Origin of the sequence: Citricoccus muralis (assembly GCF_029637705.1) — a bacterium.
GTDB lineage: Bacteria > Actinomycetota > Actinomycetes > Actinomycetales > Micrococcaceae > CmP2.
Map to the genome: position 1 here is coordinate 2896517 of NZ_CP121252.1, position 19661 is coordinate 2916177.

At 64.3% G+C, this 19661-nt stretch carries 14 protein-coding genes; 5 read left to right on the forward strand and 9 right to left on the reverse strand.

Going from position 1 to position 19661, the window contains the following annotated elements:
- Positions 1-31 precede the first annotated feature (31 nt).
- From P8192_RS13345 to P8192_RS13360, 4 genes are all read right to left on the reverse strand, one after another.
- Positions 32-1321, reverse strand: coding sequence for an MFS transporter (locus P8192_RS13345; RefSeq protein WP_278157494.1), 1290 nt, complete (start codon positions 1319-1321; stop codon positions 32-34).
- Between the two features lie 137 nt (positions 1322-1458).
- Complete coding sequence (locus P8192_RS13350; RefSeq protein ID WP_278157495.1) at positions 1459-5331, reverse strand: hydantoinase B/oxoprolinase family protein; 3873 nt, start codon at positions 5329-5331, stop codon at positions 1459-1461.
- Positions 5332-5665: 334 nt separating this feature from the next.
- Positions 5666-7072, reverse strand: a complete 1407-nt coding sequence (locus tag P8192_RS13355; RefSeq protein WP_278157496.1) for an MFS transporter — start codon at positions 7070-7072, stop codon at positions 5666-5668.
- A gap of 145 nt (positions 7073-7217) precedes the next feature.
- Entirely contained in the window at positions 7218-8003 is a 786-nt protein-coding gene (locus P8192_RS13360) for an isochorismatase family protein (protein WP_270107038.1), read from the reverse strand.
- Positions 8004-8193: 190 nt separating this feature from the next.
- Here P8192_RS13360 and P8192_RS13365 point away from each other — a divergent pair, with 190 nt between their 5' ends.
- From P8192_RS13365 to P8192_RS13375, 3 genes are all read left to right on the forward strand, one after another.
- Positions 8194-8985 carry an IclR family transcriptional regulator gene (locus tag P8192_RS13365; protein WP_270107037.1) on the forward strand — a complete coding sequence of 264 codons (792 nt, stop codon included), beginning with the start codon at positions 8194-8196 and terminating at the stop codon, positions 8983-8985.
- 241 nt (positions 8986-9226) lie between these two features.
- Positions 9227-11011, forward strand: a complete 1785-nt coding sequence (locus P8192_RS13370) for an HNH endonuclease signature motif containing protein (RefSeq protein WP_278157497.1) — start codon at positions 9227-9229, stop codon at positions 11009-11011.
- A gap of 4 nt (positions 11012-11015) precedes the next feature.
- On the forward strand, positions 11016-11477 hold the full coding sequence (locus P8192_RS13375; RefSeq protein ID WP_431521119.1) for an acyl-CoA thioesterase: 462 nt from the start codon (positions 11016-11018) through the stop codon (positions 11475-11477).
- A gap of 20 nt (positions 11478-11497) precedes the next feature.
- On the opposite strand, the gene P8192_RS13380 is transcribed toward P8192_RS13375, so the two are convergent.
- Positions 11498-12145, reverse strand: a complete 648-nt coding sequence (locus P8192_RS13380) for a DUF3427 domain-containing protein (RefSeq protein ID WP_278157498.1) — start codon at positions 12143-12145, stop codon at positions 11498-11500.
- 124 nt (positions 12146-12269) lie between these two features.
- Between P8192_RS13380 and P8192_RS13385 the strand changes: the two genes are divergently transcribed.
- A complete protein-coding gene (locus tag P8192_RS13385; protein ID WP_278157499.1) occupies positions 12270-13121 on the forward strand; it encodes an HNH endonuclease in 852 nt (283 codons plus the stop codon).
- Here the strand turns inward: P8192_RS13385 and P8192_RS13390 are convergent.
- Positions 13114-14112, reverse strand: a complete 999-nt coding sequence (locus tag P8192_RS13390) for a DNA cytosine methyltransferase (protein ID WP_278157500.1) — start codon at positions 14110-14112, stop codon at positions 13114-13116. The two genes, P8192_RS13385 and P8192_RS13390, sit on opposite strands and share 8 nt — an antisense overlap.
- Positions 14113-14253: 141 nt before the next feature.
- On the reverse strand, positions 14254-16095 hold the full coding sequence (locus P8192_RS13395) for an IS1096 element passenger TnpR family protein (protein WP_278157501.1): 1842 nt from the start codon (positions 16093-16095) through the stop codon (positions 14254-14256).
- Positions 16096-16217: 122 nt separating this feature from the next.
- Between P8192_RS13395 and P8192_RS13400 the strand changes: the two genes are divergently transcribed.
- On the forward strand, positions 16218-16931 hold the full coding sequence (locus tag P8192_RS13400) for a GAP family protein (RefSeq protein WP_278157502.1): 714 nt from the start codon (positions 16218-16220) through the stop codon (positions 16929-16931).
- A gap of 33 nt (positions 16932-16964) precedes the next feature.
- Here the strand turns inward: P8192_RS13400 and P8192_RS13405 are convergent, their stop codons facing one another.
- Together P8192_RS13405 and P8192_RS13410 are read right to left on the reverse strand one after the other, a co-directional pair.
- Positions 16965-17237 (reverse strand): hypothetical protein, encoded by a 273-nt coding sequence (locus P8192_RS13405; protein WP_278157503.1) that lies wholly within the window; start codon positions 17235-17237, stop codon positions 16965-16967.
- Complete coding sequence (locus P8192_RS13410) at positions 17195-19642, reverse strand: hypothetical protein (protein WP_278157504.1); 2448 nt, start codon at positions 19640-19642, stop codon at positions 17195-17197. Before P8192_RS13410 ends, P8192_RS13405 begins: the two co-directional genes overlap by 43 nt.
- Between the last annotated feature and the right edge of the window lie 19 nt (positions 19643-19661).

The following is a 19661-nucleotide window of genomic DNA, read 5'->3' on the forward strand; positions in this document are numbered from 1 at the left end:
CGCAGGCCACCAAGCGCTCTGGGCGGGGATCTCAGTCCGCCCGCACCGTCTCCGGGCTGACGTTACGCGCCCCGAACACCAGCAGCCCGGCCAGCAGGATCGGCAGGCAACCTGCGATCATACCGGCGGTGATCCACCCCTGACCGGCCGCGAGTATCCCGGTCACCAGGATCCCGGCGAAGATCGCCCCCACCTGACCCATGGCGTTGACCAGGGCGGCACCGGTGGCGCGGGTCTCCACCGGGAAGCTCTCCCCTGTGAAGAACAGCAGCGCGGAGAACGGCCCGATCAGGAAGAACAGCCCGGCGCTGTACAGCGCCACAATCAGCGGGAAGTTGCCGTCGGGGGCGAAGAGCATCGCGGTGAAGCACACGGAGCATGCGATCCAGGCCAGGCCGATGGTGTTGCGGCGTCCGATCCGGTCACCCAGCCAGCCGTGGAACAGGTACCCCACGAAGGCGGTCGCGTTCGAGATCACCAGCACGGTCAGGGCGCTGTCAAAGCTGATGTTCTTACCCGACGTCAAAAACGAGGTCCCCAGGATCGAGAAAGCGAGCACACCGAACCAGGTGAGCATGAACGGCAGCCCGATAAAGACGGTGGCACGCAGCGATTCTCCGCGGAAGACGTCCACCAGCGACGTCGAGCCCGTCTCGTCCTGCGACTGTCCGGAGAACTGGGGGCTCTCTTTCAGATAGCGGCCGGCCCAGAGGATGAACACCACGGGCAGGGCGGCGACGACGAAGCAGAGCTGCCAGCCACCGATGGGCATCAGCAGATACACCGATCCGGCGGCGAGCACGGAGCCGACGGGCCACCCCGACTGCACCAGCGAGTAGATGAGGCCACGGCGACGCGCCCGCACCGGATCATCGGCCTGGGTCGCGTACATCTCGTTGAGGTAGGCGGCGTTGATCGCCTGCTCGGCGTAGCCCAGCCCGGCCAGCGAGCGCACCAGCACGAGGAAGACGATCCCCAGCCCTGCCGCGATGCCGCTGACCCAGCCGACCGTCGCTGTGAGCAGCGAGGCCATGGCGGCCCCGGTCACCGCGATGAGGATACCCTTGCGTCGGCCCATGCGGTCGGCAATCGGACCGATGGAGAACGCCACGAGAGCGGTGCCCAGGGTGACCCAGGTGTTGATCTGCGTGGACTGCGGCTCGCTCCAGCCCAGATCGGCTGCCAGCTCGGGGAGCAGGTTGCCGAAGAGAACGAAGTCGTAGACGGCGCTGGTCCAGGCGAAGAAGCAGATCCAGGAGGCGATCTTCACGTCCCTGGGTGTGATCTCTTCCGTCGATGAACGGGTCAGTGTGTCAGTCATGATGAAAGTTCCTTTGGATATGCGACGAGGCGACGCCGGAGCGAAGATCTTGGGGATCGTTCACCCAGCGCCGCCTCATCGCGGTCCGATCAGATGGTGTCGCAGGGATAGGGACAGTCGACCGTCACCGGTCTGATTCAGCGGGTCGCGGCCGGAGCGGGCGCGACCTGATTGCTGCGAGCTCGCAGCGTTGCCTCGACGTCGACGGTCAGAACACCGCCGTCACCGTCGTGCAGCACCACACCGTAATCGCGTTCTGCAGCTTCGCGTGTGGTGAAGCCATCGAGCACGTCGGCCAGCACTTTCTCCGGGTCACGTTTCCGGGGATCGCCGAAACCACCGCCCGAAGGAACCGTGATCTGGACAGAATCTCCGGCCAACAGCTGGCGTCCTGTCACCTTCGAAGGCCAGTACTCTTCACCGTCGCGACCAGGGTTCTTCACCAGCGATGCGTTCAGCCCATCGTGACCGCCGAACGCTCCCCAGGGGACGTCGGAGTCGTGGCGCTCACCCTCACAGGTCACCACCGTGTCCGTGAGGAACGTGTTCTCACGGACGATGCCGATGCCACCACGGAACTCACCCGCCGCCGCCGGCTCCGAACGCAGCTCATAGCGGTCGGTGCGCATCGGGAAACGCCATTCCAGCTCCTCGATCGGGTTGTTGCGCGTGTTCGCGATGAGGTTGTCCACGGAGTCAGGACCATCGGAGGTCTTGCGGGCACCATAGGAACCCTCGTTGACTTCGAGATAGACCCAGTACTCACCGGCGCGGACATCCCATCCGGAGTAGGACATGAAGTGAATGTGTGCTGAGTTTCCGGCTGTCACCCGCTCGGGGATGACCGGGGTCAGCGCCCGCAGCGCCAGGTCCACCGCACGCTGCACCTGCGAGAACCGGGAGAAGGTCGCCGCCGGGTAGGTGGGATTGAAGATCGTGCCCTCCGGCGCGATCACCTTCAACGGCTTGAGCATCCCCTCGTTCTGAGGGACGAACACCGGGAAGGCTACCTCGTCCAGGAACATCATGCGCGTGATGAAGGTGAAGGCCGATACCGTGGTTCCTTCGAACGCGCAGTTGTAGGCCGTCGGCACCTGTTCGGAGGATCCGGTCAGGTCGTAGGTGATTTCATCTCCTTCCACGATGACCTTCACCTTGATCGGCAGCTTCTTGCCGTAGTTGCGGCCGTCGTCGTCCAGATAACCGACCTCGGTCTCGTAGGTGCCATCCGGGATCTTGGCGATCTCCTGACGCAGCATCTTCTCCGAGTAGTCGATCCAGGCCTGCCCCGATTCCTGGACCGCGTTGACGCCGTAGCGTTCGATGAGCGAAATGTAGCGAGACTTCGCCAGCTCGCACGCGGCGATCATGGCCTGGAAATCCCCCTCGTTCGAGGTGGGCGTCCGAGAGTTGTTCAGGATGTGACGGATCAGCGAATCCTGCCGGACCCCCTTCTCATAGATCTTGACCGCCCGGAAGATAGTTCCTTCGGACTGCACGTCCTGGATGTCCACCATCAGCCCGGAGAAGGCGCCGCCGTTGTCGATCAGCTGGCCCGAGGCGCCGGCGAATCCGACCAGGGTGCCATCATGGAAGATCGGCTCGATGATCGCCACGTCCGGAGAGTGGGTCGCCCCCAGATAGGGGTCGTTGTGCAGGATGACGTCGCCCTCGTGGATGTCGTCGCCGAGCACGGAGATCACGCCCTTGACGATCTTCGGCATGGATCCCATGAACATCGGTGTGGAATCGGACTCGGCCAGCACGTTGCCCTCACGGTCGAAGAGGCCCGCTCCCAGGTCCTCGGACTCGCGGATGATCGAGGAGTACGCCATGCGGAACAGCACCGAGGCCATTTCCTTGGCCGCGGAGTTGAGCGCCCCGCCAATGACGCGCATCAGGATCGGCGTTGCCAGGGTCTCGTCCGACGCCTTGCTGGCCGGGCAGTCGATGACCAGGTTTCCAGCCTCATCCACGGTCACGGTGAAGCCGGGAGGCACGACCGTGGTGGAGTCGTACTGCTCGACGATGGCGGGACCGACGAACGTCGTGCCGACGCCCAGCTTCTCCCGGTCATAGAACGGGGTTTCCACGGTGACGGCGGTGCCGTCGCTGTCGAAGGTCACCGGACGCGTCTCCACCCGGGCGTCCTTCAGACCGCCAGCGGCGGTGGGCTTCGGTGTGGGGAGCTCGTCCATCACGGCGATGGCCTCGACGCGGATGTTGATCACTTCCACCACGCCGTGGTCGAAGCGGTGGCCGTACTCCTCGAAGTGGGCCTCATGGAACGCGGCTTCCACCTGGGAGACCCAGTGTTCATCCACGGGGCCTTCGGGGACGTCGAAACGGATCTCGTAACCCTGGCCCTCGTAACGGGCGTCGGCGAGCCACTGGATACGGCGTCGATCCTGCGGAACGTTTTCGGCGTCGAGTTGCGCCGTCGCCTGGGCTTCAAGCCGATCGAAGTGTCCCTGGATCTCGGCCGGCTTGGCGTCGGCGATCTTGAACCGGGAGGTAGCGACGAACTCGTAAGACTCGTCGGTAGCCAGCAGGCCCGTGGCCGCAATGATGCCCGGGTGCGCCGGGATCAGCACGTGGGGCACTTCGAGCTCCGCGGCGATCTCGCAGGCGAACAGTGCGCCGGCGCCTCCGGCAGCGACCAGCGTGAAGTCGCGCGGGTCGTATCCTCGACGCACCGAGTTCTGCTCGATGGCCTGAGTCATACCGAACTTCTGGATCTGCAGCGCCCCGAGAGCCGCCTCTTCGACACTCATGTCCATCCTGTCGGCCAGTTCGCCGACAGCCTTCCGTGCCGAGTCGAGGTCCAGGTCCATGCCGGACCCGGCGAGCATACGTGCCGGCCGCATCCGGCCCAGCACGGCCTGGGCATCGGTCGAGGCCGGCTGTGTACCGCCCTTGCCGTAGCAGACCGGACCGGGGGTCGCCCCGGCGGACTGGGGTCCGACCCGGAACACACCGCCCTCATCGACGTAGGCGATGGATCCACCGCCAGCGCCGATGGTGTCGATATCGACCATCGGCACCATCGCCTGGTAGTCGCCGATCTTCGTGTCGAGCAGATGGCGCATCCGCAGCTCGCCTTGATAGGCGACGCCGATATCCGCCGAGGTGCCGCCGATATCCAGGGTGATCACGTTCTCGAAGCCGGACTGCTGTCCCGCCCATATGCCGCCGACCAGTCCACCGACCGGACCCGACATCATCAGGGTCACCGGGCGGATCGCCGCCTCCTTGATCGGCACCATTCCGCCGGAGGACTGCATCAGCAGGATCTCGCGCTGATAGCCCATCGTCTCCACTTCGGCCTGGAGGCGGTACAGATAGCGCGAGACGGTCGGGCCGACGAAAGCGTTGAGTGCTGTCGTAGAGAACCGCTCATACTCGCGATAGAGGGGAACGATGTCGTGGGACAGTGAAAGATAGGCCTCGGGGAACTCTTCCTTCACGATGGCACCGATGCGGCGCTCATGGTCCGGGTTCAGGTACGAGTGCAGCAGGCAGACCGCGATCGCTTCAACCCCAGCAGCCTTAAGCTGACAGACCTTCTCCCGCACCTCGTCCTCGTCCAGCGGAATCAACACATCGCCGTCCGGGGCCGTGATGCGCTCTTTAACGGTCAAACGGTGACGGCGCTTCACCAGGGGATGGGTCTGCCACGGCAAGTCCTGCTGCAGTGAGAAGTTGTGGGGCTTCTTGTGCCGGGCAATGTGCAGGATGTCCCGAAATCCCTCGGTGGTGATCATGCCGACTTCGGCACCGCGATGCGTGAGCGCCGTGTTGGTGGCCACCGTGGTGCCGTGGACGATCTGATCGACCTCCGACAGGGAGATGCCGGCCTTCTGGCTGAGTCGCTTCAGCCCATCGATCACGGCTTCTGAAGGGTCGTGCGGGGTGGAGGGGACCTTCTCGACCACCGCTTCACGGCGCTCGTCGTCCGAATAATAGAGGTCGGTGAAGGTTCCACCGACGTCGACACCAATGCGTTTCATGAGATGCTTCCTTCCGTAGCGTTGCACCCTGACCCGCCTGCTGAAGCGGCTGCAGTCTCGAGTACGAACGGGGGGCTGGTTGTCAGCGCGAGGCTGGCGAAAAGCTGGATCGGCCTTATTCGAGCACCCATCGCGTTGCTTTCCAGTCAATCTAGTTGCTGGCAAAGCAACACACAAGCGATTTTTCGTCGTTTTCGTGACTCGTTTCACGACCGGAACGAGCTTGTAGCAAGCAGGAAACATAAGGCCGGAAACGGGCTCCGGCACGCCGAGGGCACCCCTTCCCACGGGCGGATCAGCGCGCCAGAAGAGGTGCCGTCGTCGGCGTCAGAGACTAGACGCTCCGGGTCTTTCCACCTGCCGTAATCACCCCCTCATCTGTGCCGATTCCCAGCGCCCTGCCTCGGGTCTCCGGAAGAAGCAGCGCGGCACAGAAGGAGCCAATGGCGATCACCGACAGATAGATGGCGGGCGCATAGGGAAGACCCGTCGCGTCGATCAACCAGGTGGCCACGAAGGGCGCCGTACCGCCGAAGATCGCGTAGCTGAGGTTGTAGGTGACGGCGGAGGCCGTATACCGCACCTTGGTCGGGAACACCTCGGTCAGCAGCACCGCGGTGACGACGTTCGCCATCACCGCACCGAGCATGATCATCAACTGGCCCACCAACGCCCCCGCAAAGGTCTCGTTAGCGGCAATCAGATAACCGGGCACTGCCGTGAGGATCAGCAGGATCGCCGAGATGAGCATCGTGTTGCGCCGACCGATCCGGTCACAGATCACTCCCATAATCGGCGCCATCACGGCAGCACACACCAGGGCGATGACGTTGGAGAACAGCACCGAGGCGGCATCAAGGCCCACCACCTCGCGCAGGAAGGTCGTCATGTACGTGGAGAAGATGTAGAACGACAGTGCCGTCAGCGAGATGTAGCCGCCCAGAATGAACATCGGCCGCCCCTGCTCGCTCAGCGTGCGCCGCAGCGGCGCGTGTTCAGCAGCTTCGGTTCCGGCTTCTGAGACCTCCTGGAACATGGGAGACTCGGCCAGACGGCGACGGATCCAGAACGCGATCAGCCCCAGAGGCGCCGCCAGCAGGAAAGGAATGCGCCATCCCCAGTCGTTCATCGCCTGCTCACTGAGCCCGGCAGCGAGCAGGTAGCTCAGCAGCGCCGCCATGGCGAAGGCGAAGAAGGTCGCGGTCGGCATGGCGGAGCCCCAGCGAGCACGCTGATGTGCAGGCGCATGTTCGATCACATAGGTCACGGCCCCGGCATACTCACCGCCGGCCGAGAAGCCTTGGGCGCAGCGCGCAACAGTCAGCAACAGCGCCGCCCAAATCCCGATGGCCTCGTACCCGGGCAACAGGCCGATGGCTGCTGTGGAAGCAGACATGATGATCACGGTAATGATGAGCACCCGCTTGCGCCCGATCTTGTCGCCGAGCATGCCGAAGAAGGCACCGCCCAGCGGCCGCAGCGCAAAGGCGACCGCAAACACGGCGAACGTCTGCAGCAAACCGACCACCGCAGACTCGGACTGGAAGAAGGTCGTGGCGATAATAGGGGCCATAAACCCGTAGATCGCGAAATCGAACCACTCGACGACGGTTCCAGCGAATCCAGCGAAGGTCACCCGCTTCAGAGTGGCGGGCGAGGTAGCGGGGGCGGCTCCGCCGGACGGATCGCCTTGATCCTGCCCGGTGTGCTGCCTTTGATGAAGGTCGTGCGGTTGTTCCATGGCATTGCTATCCGATCTGAAGGGTGACCGCGCGGGGTTCAAAACCTGGGATCGACGAAAAATGGCGGGTCACCGGCGCCGATCTCGCAGATCGGCACCGGCAACCCGCCAGTGGGTGTGAAAGTTTCACCAGATGGCCTGATGCTCAGGCGTCGACCGGAACCGTGTTCTTCGCGTCGAAGTCGACCTCGATCTGACGATCAGGACTGGGCTTCGGAACGGTCTCACCGAAAGGCGGCATGGTGTTCAGGTAGTTCAACACGTCTGCCAGCGGCTCAACGTCACCGAATTTGGAGTCGATGTCAAACAAGTTCCACTGCACCACGCCGGGCACACGGTCGCCGATGGCCTCCTTGACCAGAATCGGACGGTACCCGTAGGCCAGGGCATCCTCGGCAGTGTGGCGCACACAGCCAGCGGCGGTGCAGCCGGTGATGATCAACGTGTCGATGTGGTTTGCCGCAAGGAACAGCTGCAGATCCGTCCCAGGGAAGGCCGAGGCGCGGCGCTTCTCGAGAACGATGTCATTGCCTTCCGGCGCAATTCGATCGTCGATCTGTGCCCAGTAAGAATCGGCGGGCAGTGATTCAACGGGAATCTTGGAGTGCCACAGGCCCATGTCGTTCGGGACGGAAGAGTCGGTGATCTCGTACACATTGGTGGTGTAGAAGATCGGCACCCCTTTGGCGCGGGCTGCGGTGTTGACCTGCTGGATCGCATCGATCAACCCGTCGACACCACGGCAGGTGAACGGGTGACCCTCACGCGTCCAGGCGTTGGCCATGTCGATGTGCACGATCGCAGGACGGTTGCCGTAGCCGACACGGCGCTTGAAACCACGCTTGTAATACTCCTCGGCGCCAACCTTGAACACCTTCTCTAGCAGTACCTCGAGCTGGGCTTCGAGTTCTTCCCGGGTTTCTTCAACCATGGTTCTTTCCTCCTTGAGCCGCGGAAACGATCCGCCTGTCTGTTGCTGTCCTATCAATGTAGTTTCTTTACCAGCAACACACAAGCCCCTTCTGCGAAATTCGTGATTCGTATCACGACGGAAACAAACCAGTAGCATGGTGGAAGCATTCGCCCCCGACGATTGCACACAGATTGACTGGAGGACGCTCATGACCGAACGCTCCGCCCCCGCACCACAAGGTGCTGCGGCGTCACTGCTGAATGGCCTGAATGTCCTCGAAGCATTCACGCCGGCCCATCCCGTTCTCGGCGTCACAGAGATCTCCGACCGTGTCGGTCTCCACAAGTCCACGGTGTCGCGCATGCTCCAGGGGTTCGCCGAAGCCGGATACGTCCAGCGGGACGAGACGACGGGACGCTACCGCCTCGGGCTGGGACTGCTGGGGCTTGCTGCGCCCTTGCTCGCCGACCTCGATGTCCGCCGCGCCGCGCTGCCGCATCTGGAACACCTCACCGAGGTGACCGGTGAAACTTCAGGCCTGTCCCTGTGGAACGGGACCGAGGCCGTGGTGGTCGAGCAGGTCGACAGTCCGCATCAGGTCAAGCACTCCGCCCACATCGGTACCCGGTACAACCGCTGGGCCTCCTCATCGGTGCGCCTCTTTCTCTCCAGCATGGATCTCGATCACGTCCACAGCCTGGTCGAGTCTGGGCACATCATCGTCTCCGAGCAAGACCGTCAAGATGGCGGTTTCGACTCCCCCGAAGAGCACCTACGCCAGGTCCAGAACGACGAACTGGCCATCAATGACGGACAGACCACTTATGAAGAGTTCGGCGTCTCCACAGCAATCCGCGACTACAGGGGTCGGATCGCGGGATGCATCACCGTCTCCGCACCGCGCTCACGCGTTCAACACCTGAAACTCAAGGATCTTCTGATCAGTTCAGTCCGTGACACAGCCAAAGCGGTGTCAGCGCGATTGGGCGACGAAGCGTAAGCGCCGCCTCGAGTTTCCCCCGCGCGCCGCGACAGACGCGTTAACACCCATCGTTCCCACGGTCCGGCTCCTCCACAGAGTGCTTCACAGACGTCGATTCTGACCGATTCACGCACTCCTGTGGATACACCCCCGAAGTTGTTTGCGAGCCCTGCCATGGTGGATATATCGCCATCACCCGTGCAGGACATCCTGACTGTTCGGGGCATGGCCTGACGGAGCGGTAAGGACGGTGGGGACCATGGCACTGGCAGCGATCGACCACACCCCCACCTCCGCGCCCGCCTTCGATCAGCTCTCCCTCGGAGACGTATTCGACCTGGTCCAGGACGGTCTGCGCCACCTCTCCCAGCGGATGTCGACGCCCGACGCCCGCCGCGAATTTGCCGAGTTCATCGCCCCAGAATCCTCGCCCGACGACGCGCCGAGCGACCGAGTACCGACCAACCAGGACCCAGCCGACCGGGTTCGTGGGGACGTACGCAACACCCTGCCGTCCCTGCTCCAGTCTGCGCAAAGCACCGCGCAGCTCATCGCCGGTGTGCAGGCCCGCCTCGATGGCTTCACTCACGACATGTTTGCCCGCCCGCAGGACCGCGCCGATCTGCTCGGACTCCCCAAGAAGGGCAAGCTTGCCTACCGCGACGCCAGCGAACTCATCCAGGGCGCCACGAACATCTCACGCCACGAGGCGAAGCGCCGCACCCAACAGGCACAGGATTTCCGTCCCCACGCCAGCAAGCCCGGCAGCAAGGACACGCCTCCGCCCGGTTCCGGCCGCCTCGCAGGGCTGTTACCCCACGTCGCCTCCGCATTCGCCCGCTCCTTGATTGCCCCGGCGCGCCTGTCCATCATCACGGCCGCAATCGACAAACTCGAGAAAGCCCTCGCGACGGCGGGGCTGCCGGTAGCCACCCTTCATGATCAGCTGCGCGACGTCGACGAACGCATGGCTCACCGTGCCAGCGTCGAGTCGCACGATGAATTCCGCTCCTTTGTGAACCATTGGCGTGACAGCGTGCTGCGCCTGATCGCCGACGACGCCGTCACCTCCGCCGAGCATCAGGCCCGCGAAAATCGCAGCCTCGTCTACATGGGGCAGTCCGGCGAACTCTTCGACTGGCTGGTCCGCACCACGCGCGAGGGCCACGAAACCCTGATGACCATCAAGTCCGCCAGCTCCAACCCCCGACGGCGCCCCTCCTGCGCGACCGACGAGGCCGAAACAACTGCGTCCGCGGAGGAAGAACTCGACGACCGCACCCCCGTGCAGCGATCCCACGACGGGTTCTTCGGCGTCGTCGAAGCCGGAATGCGCGTCACCGAGAACAGCCTCCCCGATCAGGGCGGCAGTCGGCCCCAGCTCATCGTTGCGGCCGGCATCACCACACTGTTGAAGATGGCACACCAGGATGGACTCTTGGCGGACACCTTCGACCCGCAGCTGCTCACCGCCGGATCCACCGAGGACCTGATGGTCTCCGCTGGCTATTCCGTGTCCGCCGGTGCCGGAATCGTGCGTCGTATGCTCTGCACCGCCGACATCACCCCGGTGGTGCTCGGCACCGACAGTGAGATTCTCGACGTCGGCAAGAAACACCGGCTCTTCACCCCGGCCCAGCGCAAGGCACTGATCGCCCGAGACGGCGGATGCGCCGCACCGGGATGCACGTTCCCCGCTGCCTGGTGCGAGTCCCATCACATTCAACCGTGGTCTCAGGGCGGCAAAACCTCCGTGGATAACGGGGTCCTGCTGTGCAGCCACCATCATCACGCTGTGCATGAGGGCGCCTGGTCCATCCGCGTGTACCGGGGTTCGCCCTGGTTCACCCCGACGGCGAAGCTGAATCTGTTCACCACCGATCGTTCCCCGCGGCGCAACAACTATTGGCGCCCGGACCGAGAATCCCCACCGCCGCCAGACGACGTAGACCCAGCAGACGCGGCCCCAGCCGACATAGACCTGTCCAACGCAGATCCTTCCGACACTGGCTCATCCGAGACGCACCCGATGCCACTAAGCTGACAGCATGGCTGACATATCACCGCGCACCCAACGTTTGTCCGTGCTCGACGACGGCATGAACTTCCACACCCGCAAGTGGGTGAAGCCCGAGGATCTCAACGCTAACGGCACCCTCTTCGGCGGCGCCCTGCTCCGCTGGATCGACGAAGAGGCCGCCATCTACGCCATCCTGCAGATGGGCAACCACCGGGCGGTCACCAAAATGATGTCGGAAATCAACTTCGTCTCCTCCGCAATGCAGGGCGACATGATCGAGATGGGCCTGAAGGCGACCCGCTTCGGCCGCACCTCGGTCACCATGCGCGCCGAGGTCCGCAACATGATCACCCGCCAGCTGATCCTGACCATCGAGAAGATCGTGTTCGTCTCCCTCGACGCCGACGGCAAGCCGGTCCCCCACGGCTACACCGACATCACCTACGACCGCGACCGGATGCCCACCCGTCTGCCGAACGCCGAGTCCTGACTGCCCATGGGTCAACCGAACTAGGCGACGGCGTTGGCCGCACGGAACCAGTCAGCGGGCATCGGCCGGTCCAGCTTCCACACGATCTGGATCGGCCGTTCCCCCGTTGCGGAGACCAGGTCAGCGGTGCCCAGGCAGAGGAACGGCTCGGTGCCGATCTCGTCGTTCTTCGAGTGCCGCACGAACAGCAGGGTCGAGGTGCCATTGCTGTTCTTTGTGAGATACCGCTGTCCGGTTTCGCTGTCGCGTCGTGTCTTGCCCCGCGACTCCCAGTGAAACTCTGTCGGGCTGATCGCGTAGTCCCGGTACATGGTCGCCGGGCTGAAGTCACGTTCGGACTTCTTGAGGTTGATCAGCAGCGCATCAGTCTGGAAAGTCTCCGAGAAGGCGACGCCCTCGACATGTGATTGGAACGCGCGGTCCCACGAGGAAATCGCCAGGGGTGCCAGAATCTCTTCGCGGGGATAGCGGGCATGCGAGAGCAACGAAATACGTCCACCGAGGCCGGTCGGCCGTGGAACTGTATGCGCCCGATCGATCGCGTACTCAAGATTCGAGCCAACAACGCAGATCCGCGAGTCCTGGCCGGAGAACAACTGACCCGCGTTGTCTGCAACTTCATAGACGAACGCCTGACACCCCTGAGCTGAGTAGAATTGCCAAGCCATCCGTTGTCCACAGGGGACCGACGATCTCTTTGGACCGGTACTTTCGTTTGAGTATGATCAAGGGAAATCTCACCTCGTGCGTTGCTGGTGACGTCACATCACCCACCTGAAGACAAGGCAATTTATGGACATCGAAGGCCCCGAAGGCCAGGAGCTATTTCCTCGCCCGGATAGTGCTGTCTTTCGTGATCTACGTCTTCGAGACGAACAGAGACGACTGTATGAGTTCCTCTTTGAACGACGAGACAGTCCGCCAACGATGCTCGAGATCCGCGATCATATGTCTACGGTTCATGGACAAAATCACGCCCAGCAGGATCGGCGCGTACGAGAGCTGCGAAAGTGGTTCCACATCAGCACCCCTCGGGTAAACTCCAAGCACGTTTATGTCCTTGGCCCCATGAAACCCGCCAAGTCGGAAGCTGAGAAAGCGATTTCCGGGCGGGTCAGAGCCGAAGTCCTGAGCTCTAAGAGGTGTGAGCAATGTGGCAAGACGCCTGTTGAAGATGGCGTCAAACTCGAGGTCGATCACAAGATCCCGCAATCGTGGGGTGGCACAAACGATATCGAGAATCTGCAGCCGCTATGCAAAGAATGCAACCATGGCAAGCAAGCCTTTTACTCGTCGATGAGTGGTTACGAGGACGAGATTAAGAAAGCTGCTTCATACCTAGAGCCACATAAACGTATTGGTGAACTTCTCAAAGCATTTATGCATGCTGGTCAGGAAGCACCTTCCGAAGTCATCGGCGTTGTCGCTTCCATGCACCAATACCAGGAGGACTGGCAAAAGCGGTTGCGTGAACTTCGTTCGATCGGGTGGGACTTCACTTTCCGTAAGCAAAAGGAAGACGGTCGTGTCCGCACCTATTACACCCTCACCAAATACGCTGAATGGCCAGAGGGGAATATCAAGGCCGCCATTTCTCGTGCCGAGAAGCACAAGAAAAATGCCAAGAAAGACCAGACTAGCTAGCGACCTCGATCTGCACACCGGTTGGCGTACGCCGAGCGACTTTGGTTCCTAGGGCTGTGGCGATTGAAGCGCCGATGGCGCGGGCGACTGGTGGCGGAAAAGCGTTTCCGATCTGTCGATAGACAGATGTCTTCCGACCAGCGAATTTCCATGAAGGGTCGAAGCCCTGAACTAGCGCTGCCATCTGATTCGTCAGCCGCGGGACGAAATCTGCTGGAGTATCTTCACCCGGTACCTCGTTCGCAATACCGCGCCCGTCCACACCAAGTTGTGCCCACGCTTGTTTCGCCCGCGTTGGACCGAGATCTGCTCCTCCGTGCTTTTTCGAACCACCCACCAGGGTCGGTGCAATTCCGTTAGCTTTCTTTGCCCACTCTTCTGCTCCAGGCCATCCATCAGCAGCCATATATGAACCGAGGACTTCGCCTACGGTGGGAGGCGTTCCAACGGGTTTTGGCCACTCAAATTTCGACGCGTACTTTCGCTGGAAGGCGACGAGAATGAATCGAGGTCGAAGCTGCGGGACCCCGTACTCACTGGAATACAACAGTTGCCAATCGGACTCGTATCCCAGCCCGTCAAGAGCCTCGATGATGGACTTGCGGTATGGGGCAAATCTATTGGACGCCAGCCCCCGAACGTTTTCGAGCATCACCGCTCGTGGCTGCGCTTCAGCGACCAGCCTCAATGCCTCCGGGAACAGGTCTCTCTCGTCGTCGGCTCCCAGTTGTTTCCCTGCGATGCTGAAGGGTGGGCAGGGAACTCCGCCCGCGAGAAGATCGATTCCTTTGTATTCCCGACCATCAATGTCTCGGACGTCCCCCTCCTGAACGGCCCACTCCGGACGATTGAGGCGCAAAGTCTCGGCGGCATCATGGTCGATCTCGACGGCCAAGGAATGATCAAATCCGGCCATTTCGAGTCCCGAAGACTGCCCCCCAGCGCCTGCGCAGATCTCCAAAACACTCAGCGATGAATTCTGGTTCACCATGCCTACCTTTCCGGAGTACGTGTTCTCCCTGGTTCGTCACTCGACACTAACGTCGCCCATGGACACGATAACGCCCGGAGCCAAACATCCAGTCTAGATCCGAATCCTCGCCCCGTCAGATCGCCTTCAGCTCTCGTTCGTTTACGGGTAGGGCAGCGGGTGGTCGACCAGTTCGTAGTAGCCCGGTTCCGGGGTGGTGAGTTGCTCGCGCATGGTGCGTAGCCAACCGGCCAGGTGGTGGATCTCCTCCGACTCGTAATCCGGGTAGTCCTGTGCGAACTGCTCCGGGTCCTCCAGCGCCAGCACCTTCTGCTGGTATCCGCCTGGACCGCCTGCGTCCTCGGGCGGGCAGTCGCCGTCGACGCTGAGCAGCTCGGCCTCCTCGCCGGCCACACGCGTCCCCACCGGGCTGATGCGCATCTCCCAATTGTCGCCGTAGTCGTAGGTCAGCAGCAGCGCCGGACCATCGGCACGCAGCACGTCCCCGACGTGCATCTCCGCAGCCAGGGGACCATCGGAGTCCTCAGCGATCCCCTCGGAGGAGTGCGCTACCAACTGACTGCGATCGGCGACGTCGAGCTGCCACAGGTGGGTGAGCTCCCAGCCGAACATCACCAGGATGGTTTCGACGGCGGAGTGCAGGTTCGCCTCCAGTGGCACCGACATCCGCCGGCTCACCGTTTCGTGAAGCCCCTCCAGCTCGATGGTGAACTCGATGTGCTCGACGTCGTCGCGCTCTTCCTCATCCACGGTGTTCTCTTCCATCAGCTGGCGCAGCACCTCCTCCGGCGAGGTGGCGGCTGCGCTGATCAGGCTATCCGCGTAGTCCTGGGCGGACTCGTAGGCGATGGTGGGACTGACGCGGTCCACCGGGGAGCCGTCGGGGGCGTATCCGGCAACGTATCCGGAGCGCAGCATCCACGCCAGCACGGCGGTCTCCACCCAGAAGCGGCGCCATTCGTGGCTGGCGCCCACCAGGTGCTCGCAGTGATCGGCGACCACGGCGCGCCGTTCGGGGATCCGGACCAGTCCGGTGTCCCGCAGTGCGGCCCAGGCTTCGTCCACCAGCGGCAGGTCGCCGGCGCGCAGCACGGGAGCGTCGTCGTCGTCCGGGTCGCGTCCGACGTCGTCAACGTTGTCCGGCTCCCCTTGGAGCTCTCGGATCCAGGGCGATTCGGCGGCGAGACGGCGCAGCTCGGCCACGGGGAGCCGCCCGGTGGCCGTTGCGGAAACCGGCTGCTCGGAGACGAAGCAGAACACCTCGAGGGCGACCGTGGTGAGCGGATACTCCGCGTGCAGCACCGGCAGCAGGTCGGCGGCACCCGGCACCAGCCCGTGGGTCACGGCGGCCAGGGTGCCCAGGGCGCGGGACTGGGCGATCTGGGCGAAGGGCAGCCGCAGCGGCTCCTCCAGGTGCAGCAGCACCTGCTGTTCCAGCGGGGTGAGCTGCTCGCCGTCGGACGCCTTGAGCAGCACGTCGATCTCGGCGGCACTGTGAAACAGGGGGATGCCGAAGGGCTCCACCCGCACCCGCACTGGGGAGCCGGGTTCGCCGTCGGCGTCGTCGTCGAGGTGGGTATCAAGGGTGATCCGCGCCCGCCAGCCGCGGGCCGGGTCGATTTCGGCGTAGAGCTCCGTGTCTCGGCGGAACAGCTGGGCGAACTGCAGGCCGTTCAGGTCGTGGACGGCGTCCTCGTTGGAGGTCTCGCGCCAGGCGGCAGCCACCCCGAAACACACCGGATCCTTGCCTTCGCGGGTGAGCAGCGCGGCGGGCTGGGGCTCAAGACCGGCGGCGGCCCACAGCACGTACATCACGTGCTCGGCGGGCAGCGAGACGTCCAAGCGCACGCGCACGGTGAGCGGTCGCTCCATGCCGGTGGTGGCCAGTTGCACCGTGCGCACCGTTTCGGCGGGCACTGGTTCCGGGAGCAGCTCGTCGTCCAGCTCGGCCTCCCAGGGCTCTCGCTCGTCTCCGGTCGTCATCGGTGGCCCCCTTCTGGTCGGCCCCGGCCGCCCCATCGCCACCGGAGCTTTGTCCCAGCGTAGCGCCACGGACGGGCAATGTCAGCGGCTGGATTCTCGTGCAGAACCGATACGCTGAGGCGATGATGCTCCTCGTCTCGCTGCTCGGGCTGGCGCTGCTGGACTCGACGACGGTCGGCACCCTGCTCATCCCGCTGTGGCTGCTGATCGCCGCAGTGGCTCCGCGCCGGATTCTGGGGTACCTGGGCGCGGTGGCGGGCGCGTATTTCCTCATCGGACTGGCGCTGCAGCTGGGCTTCGGTGCGGTGCTCGAGGCGTATCGCGATGCGCTGACGTCCGCCCTCTCCTACCAGGTGCAGCTGGTCCTGGGCGTGCTGCTGGTGCTCACCGCACTGGTGTTGTGGTTGCGCGCACGACGGCGAACGGGGCAACCCGCCGCACCAGAGCAGCCGGGCTGGCTGGGCACCCGGATCGTCCGCGTACGCGCGCGCATTGCTGAGGGTTCGACGACGACGATGCTCTCCCTCGCCCTGGCCGCGGTGGCCCTGGAGGTAGCGACGATGTTCCCGTACCTGGGCGCGATCGGGCTGATGACCCAGCATGGCCCCGGGTTCCCGGCGACGGTGCTGCTGCTGGCCGGCTACTGCGTGGTGATGGTGCTGCCGGCCGCCGCACTCGTGGGCGCCCGCGCGCGATGGGGCACCGAATTCGATGAGCCGCTGCGCTGGATCGAAGAGCAGGCCGGTTCGAGTACGGCGCGGTCGGCCAGCCGGTGGTTGCTGGCCGCGTTCGGGGTGGTGCTCGCGGTCAACTCCGCCTACACCTTGTGGGGGTGAGCTACCCGCCGGAAGAGTCAGCCGCCGGGTGAGTCAGACGTTAGGTGAATGACTGGCCGGGTGTGCCCGTTGCGCGCGCAGCAGCTCGTTGGCCCGGTCGGCTACGTCGCGATCGCGCTGGGCCAGGGTGTCCACCAGTCGCTGCACGTACCGCACCCGAGATTCCCAGTCCTCGCCGCTTTGTTCGGCGCGCGGCAGATCCTCCAGGTGCTGCACCTCGCGCCACGCGGTGACCAGGGAGGATTCGTAAAGCCGCTGGTCAGCTACCGCGGCGTCGCCAGACTCCCCGCCCAGCACGGCGACCATATCGAGCCGGGACAGGTCCAGCCCCAGGGCAGCTGGTCCAGCTGGGCGCGCAGGTCCTTCAGCTGCGCCCGGGAGGCGCGGGTTCCGGCACGCCGTCGTCCACTCTCGACGACGGCGACGCCCGCCAGCACCAGCGTCTGCGCCCCAGCCCAGAACGCCAGCGCCACCGTCCAGAAGATCCCGGAGGTGTTCTCGGGGCCGGTCTCCTGGTGGTTGTACTCCATGATCCGCCCCAGGTTCTGCAGCTCGTAGGGCACCACATCAGCAGCGGTGAGGTCCGCGCGTTCGGCAGGCACCGCACGCCGGAAGGGCTCGGTGTAGCTGAAGGAGTAGGTGCCCAGCCGGGAATCCACCCCGGCGCTGATCTCCCCGGTCAGTGTGCCGCCGATCGCCCAGGCGCCGTCGGGGAAGATCCAGATCGGCATCACCGCCTGGCCCTGCACCACCTCGCCGGTCACCGGATCCAGCAGCTCGGGATACTCGACGGCGACGTCGGTCTTGATCTGCTGGTAGGCCTCCAGCATGTCCCAGTAGTCGATCTCCACGCGGCCCTCCCCGGCGGCCCGGCGCTCGGGGTTCTCCTCGATGTCGGTGTAGTCGGCGTAGTCGTCGATGGGCAGCACCGCCACGATCAGGTCCAGCCGGTCGGGCAGCAGGGCGCGATCGTCGGAGTAGCGCAGCGAGCGGTCCATCGCGTAGCGCACGTAGTCCAGCGTGATCTCGGGGGTGCGCAACGGACTGCCCTCGGGCTCCTCGTCGGCGGCCGGCACCAGATCTAGATCGCCGTAGATACTCAGGCTGTGCAGGGGCTGGTCGCCCACCAGGGTGCGCCCGTAGCGGGTGTTGGTATCGGCATCGGCGACGGCGATCCACCCGGCGATGAGCCCCACCGCCAGCGGCGCCACGATGCCCAACCCGATGCCGACTTTCGCCGTGGGGCTGACCGGTTCGCTCACGCGGGCGCGCGCGGTGGTGGCGTCCGCACGCAGCGCCCCGAATCCGGTTTCGCGCACCGTCATCACCCGCTCCAGCGCCTTCAGCGGGCCCGGGGTGGCCAGGCCGAGCAGCGTGCGCAACCGGGTGAGCGACTCGGTTTCGCCCACCGTCATCGCGCGCAGTCGTTCTGCGCTGCGTTCCTCGGCGGCCGCGCGCAGTTCTTCTTCGGTGGGAATGTTCTGACCGGTTGTTCCGCCCGCACGCTCCAGGCGCCTGGCCGTGTCAATCAGCCGGGCCTCAACATCGTTCCACCGGCTCAGCAGCTCGGCGTGGCGCTCCACGAGTCCGGCGGCTTCGGCGTCGTCGTCTCGTTCTGCGTCGTTTGGCTCAGTGCCTTCGTCATTCGCAGTCGCGGCCTCCCCCAGCAAACCCAGCAGCTCGCCGCGTAGCTCGCGCAGCTCACGCGATTCAGACACATCGGCGTGGCCCAGCACGTCATCCACCGCCTGCACCACGGGTGCCGCCAGCTGATCCAGCACGGTACGCGATCCGGCGTGGCCCGCGTGCAGTTCAGCCGCCGCAGCCACCGCATCCGCCCGCCGGTGCAACTCCAGCGTGTCCGCCTCAAACTCCGCCAGCGCCTCCTCGTCCTCGGGTTTCAGCACGGCCCACTGCGCCAGGTCGCGCTCAACCCGGGCCAACTCCATACTGCGACGCCGCACCCCGCGCCACTGGTTCCGCAGGCGGCGGTCGGCCGTCGCACTCACCCGCGCCTCGAGCGCATCCACCTCCAACACGGAGCGCGCCAACCTCAGCCGACCCGCGTCGAAACGGCGCTTGCGCTCCCGTTCGGCCCGACGATCGCGCAACCACAGGTACATCACTCCGCAGGCGGCGAACAGCGGCAGCGCGGTGAGCGATCCCCAAAACAGTGCTGACCGGTTCCCGCCGTCGACGTACATATCCGCCGCGGTGGTGGCCGCCCCCACCACCGCGCTCGGCCCGTGCCCCAGAGTGCGGTTGTTGATGAACGTGGCCCTAATCTCGGTGGCAGCCCGGTAGTGATCGCCGGAATCTTCGCCGTCGAACGCCACCCGGGTGAAGTCGCTGAGACTCAGATCCGGATCGTCGACGTCGTCGCCCATCGACAGCAGCACATCCGCTTCGCCGATCTCGCCGCGATAGTGCTCGGCCCAGTCCAGATCGCGCTCCACCACGTGCAGGGTGAAGGGCTCGTACACGCGCAGTCCCCGCTGTTCGGCAGCGTACTCCACCGATTCCTGAGTGATTCCGTACGGCAGACCGTCATCGACGACGAACTCGACGCGGTGCTCGGGTTCCGCGGTGACCTGTCCATACCCGACGACGCCGAAGCCCACCGCGAGCCCCGCCAGCGCCAGTGCGCCCCAGGCCGAGCGCCAGAGGGCGCGCAGCTGTTTGCGTCTCGGTGGAGCAGCAGGGTCAGCCATGCCTCACATCATAAGACGC

Excerpts from the sequence above, each read along its gene's own strand:
- P8192_RS13345 (WP_278157494.1), bottom strand. The coding sequence starts at position 1,321 with ATGACTGACACACTGACCCGTTCATCGACGGAAGAGATCACACCCAGG.
- P8192_RS13350 (WP_278157495.1), bottom strand. The coding sequence starts at position 5,331 with ATGAAACGCATTGGTGTCGACGTCGGTGGAACCTTCACCGACCTCTAT.
- P8192_RS13355 (WP_278157496.1), bottom strand. The coding sequence starts at position 7,072 with ATGGAACAACCGCACGACCTTCATCAAAGGCAGCACACCGGGCAGGAT.
- P8192_RS13360 (WP_270107038.1), bottom strand. The coding sequence starts at position 8,003 with ATGGTTGAAGAAACCCGGGAAGAACTCGAAGCCCAGCTCGAGGTACTG.
- P8192_RS13365 (WP_270107037.1), top strand. The coding sequence starts at position 8,194 with ATGACCGAACGCTCCGCCCCCGCACCACAAGGTGCTGCGGCGTCACTG.
- P8192_RS13370 (WP_278157497.1), top strand. The coding sequence starts at position 9,227 with ATGGCACTGGCAGCGATCGACCACACCCCCACCTCCGCGCCCGCCTTC.
- P8192_RS13375 (WP_431521119.1), top strand. The coding sequence starts at position 11,016 with ATGGCTGACATATCACCGCGCACCCAACGTTTGTCCGTGCTCGACGAC.
- P8192_RS13380 (WP_278157498.1), bottom strand. The coding sequence starts at position 12,145 with ATGGCTTGGCAATTCTACTCAGCTCAGGGGTGTCAGGCGTTCGTCTAT.
- P8192_RS13385 (WP_278157499.1), top strand. The coding sequence starts at position 12,270 with ATGGACATCGAAGGCCCCGAAGGCCAGGAGCTATTTCCTCGCCCGGAT.
- P8192_RS13390 (WP_278157500.1), bottom strand. The coding sequence starts at position 14,112 with ATGGTGAACCAGAATTCATCGCTGAGTGTTTTGGAGATCTGCGCAGGC.
- P8192_RS13395 (WP_278157501.1), bottom strand. The coding sequence starts at position 16,095 with ATGACGACCGGAGACGAGCGAGAGCCCTGGGAGGCCGAGCTGGACGAC.
- P8192_RS13400 (WP_278157502.1), top strand. The coding sequence starts at position 16,218 with ATGATGCTCCTCGTCTCGCTGCTCGGGCTGGCGCTGCTGGACTCGACG.
- P8192_RS13405 (WP_278157503.1), bottom strand. The coding sequence starts at position 17,237 with ATGGTCGCCGTGCTGGGCGGGGAGTCTGGCGACGCCGCGGTAGCTGAC.
- P8192_RS13410 (WP_278157504.1), bottom strand. The coding sequence starts at position 19,642 with ATGGCTGACCCTGCTGCTCCACCGAGACGCAAACAGCTGCGCGCCCTC.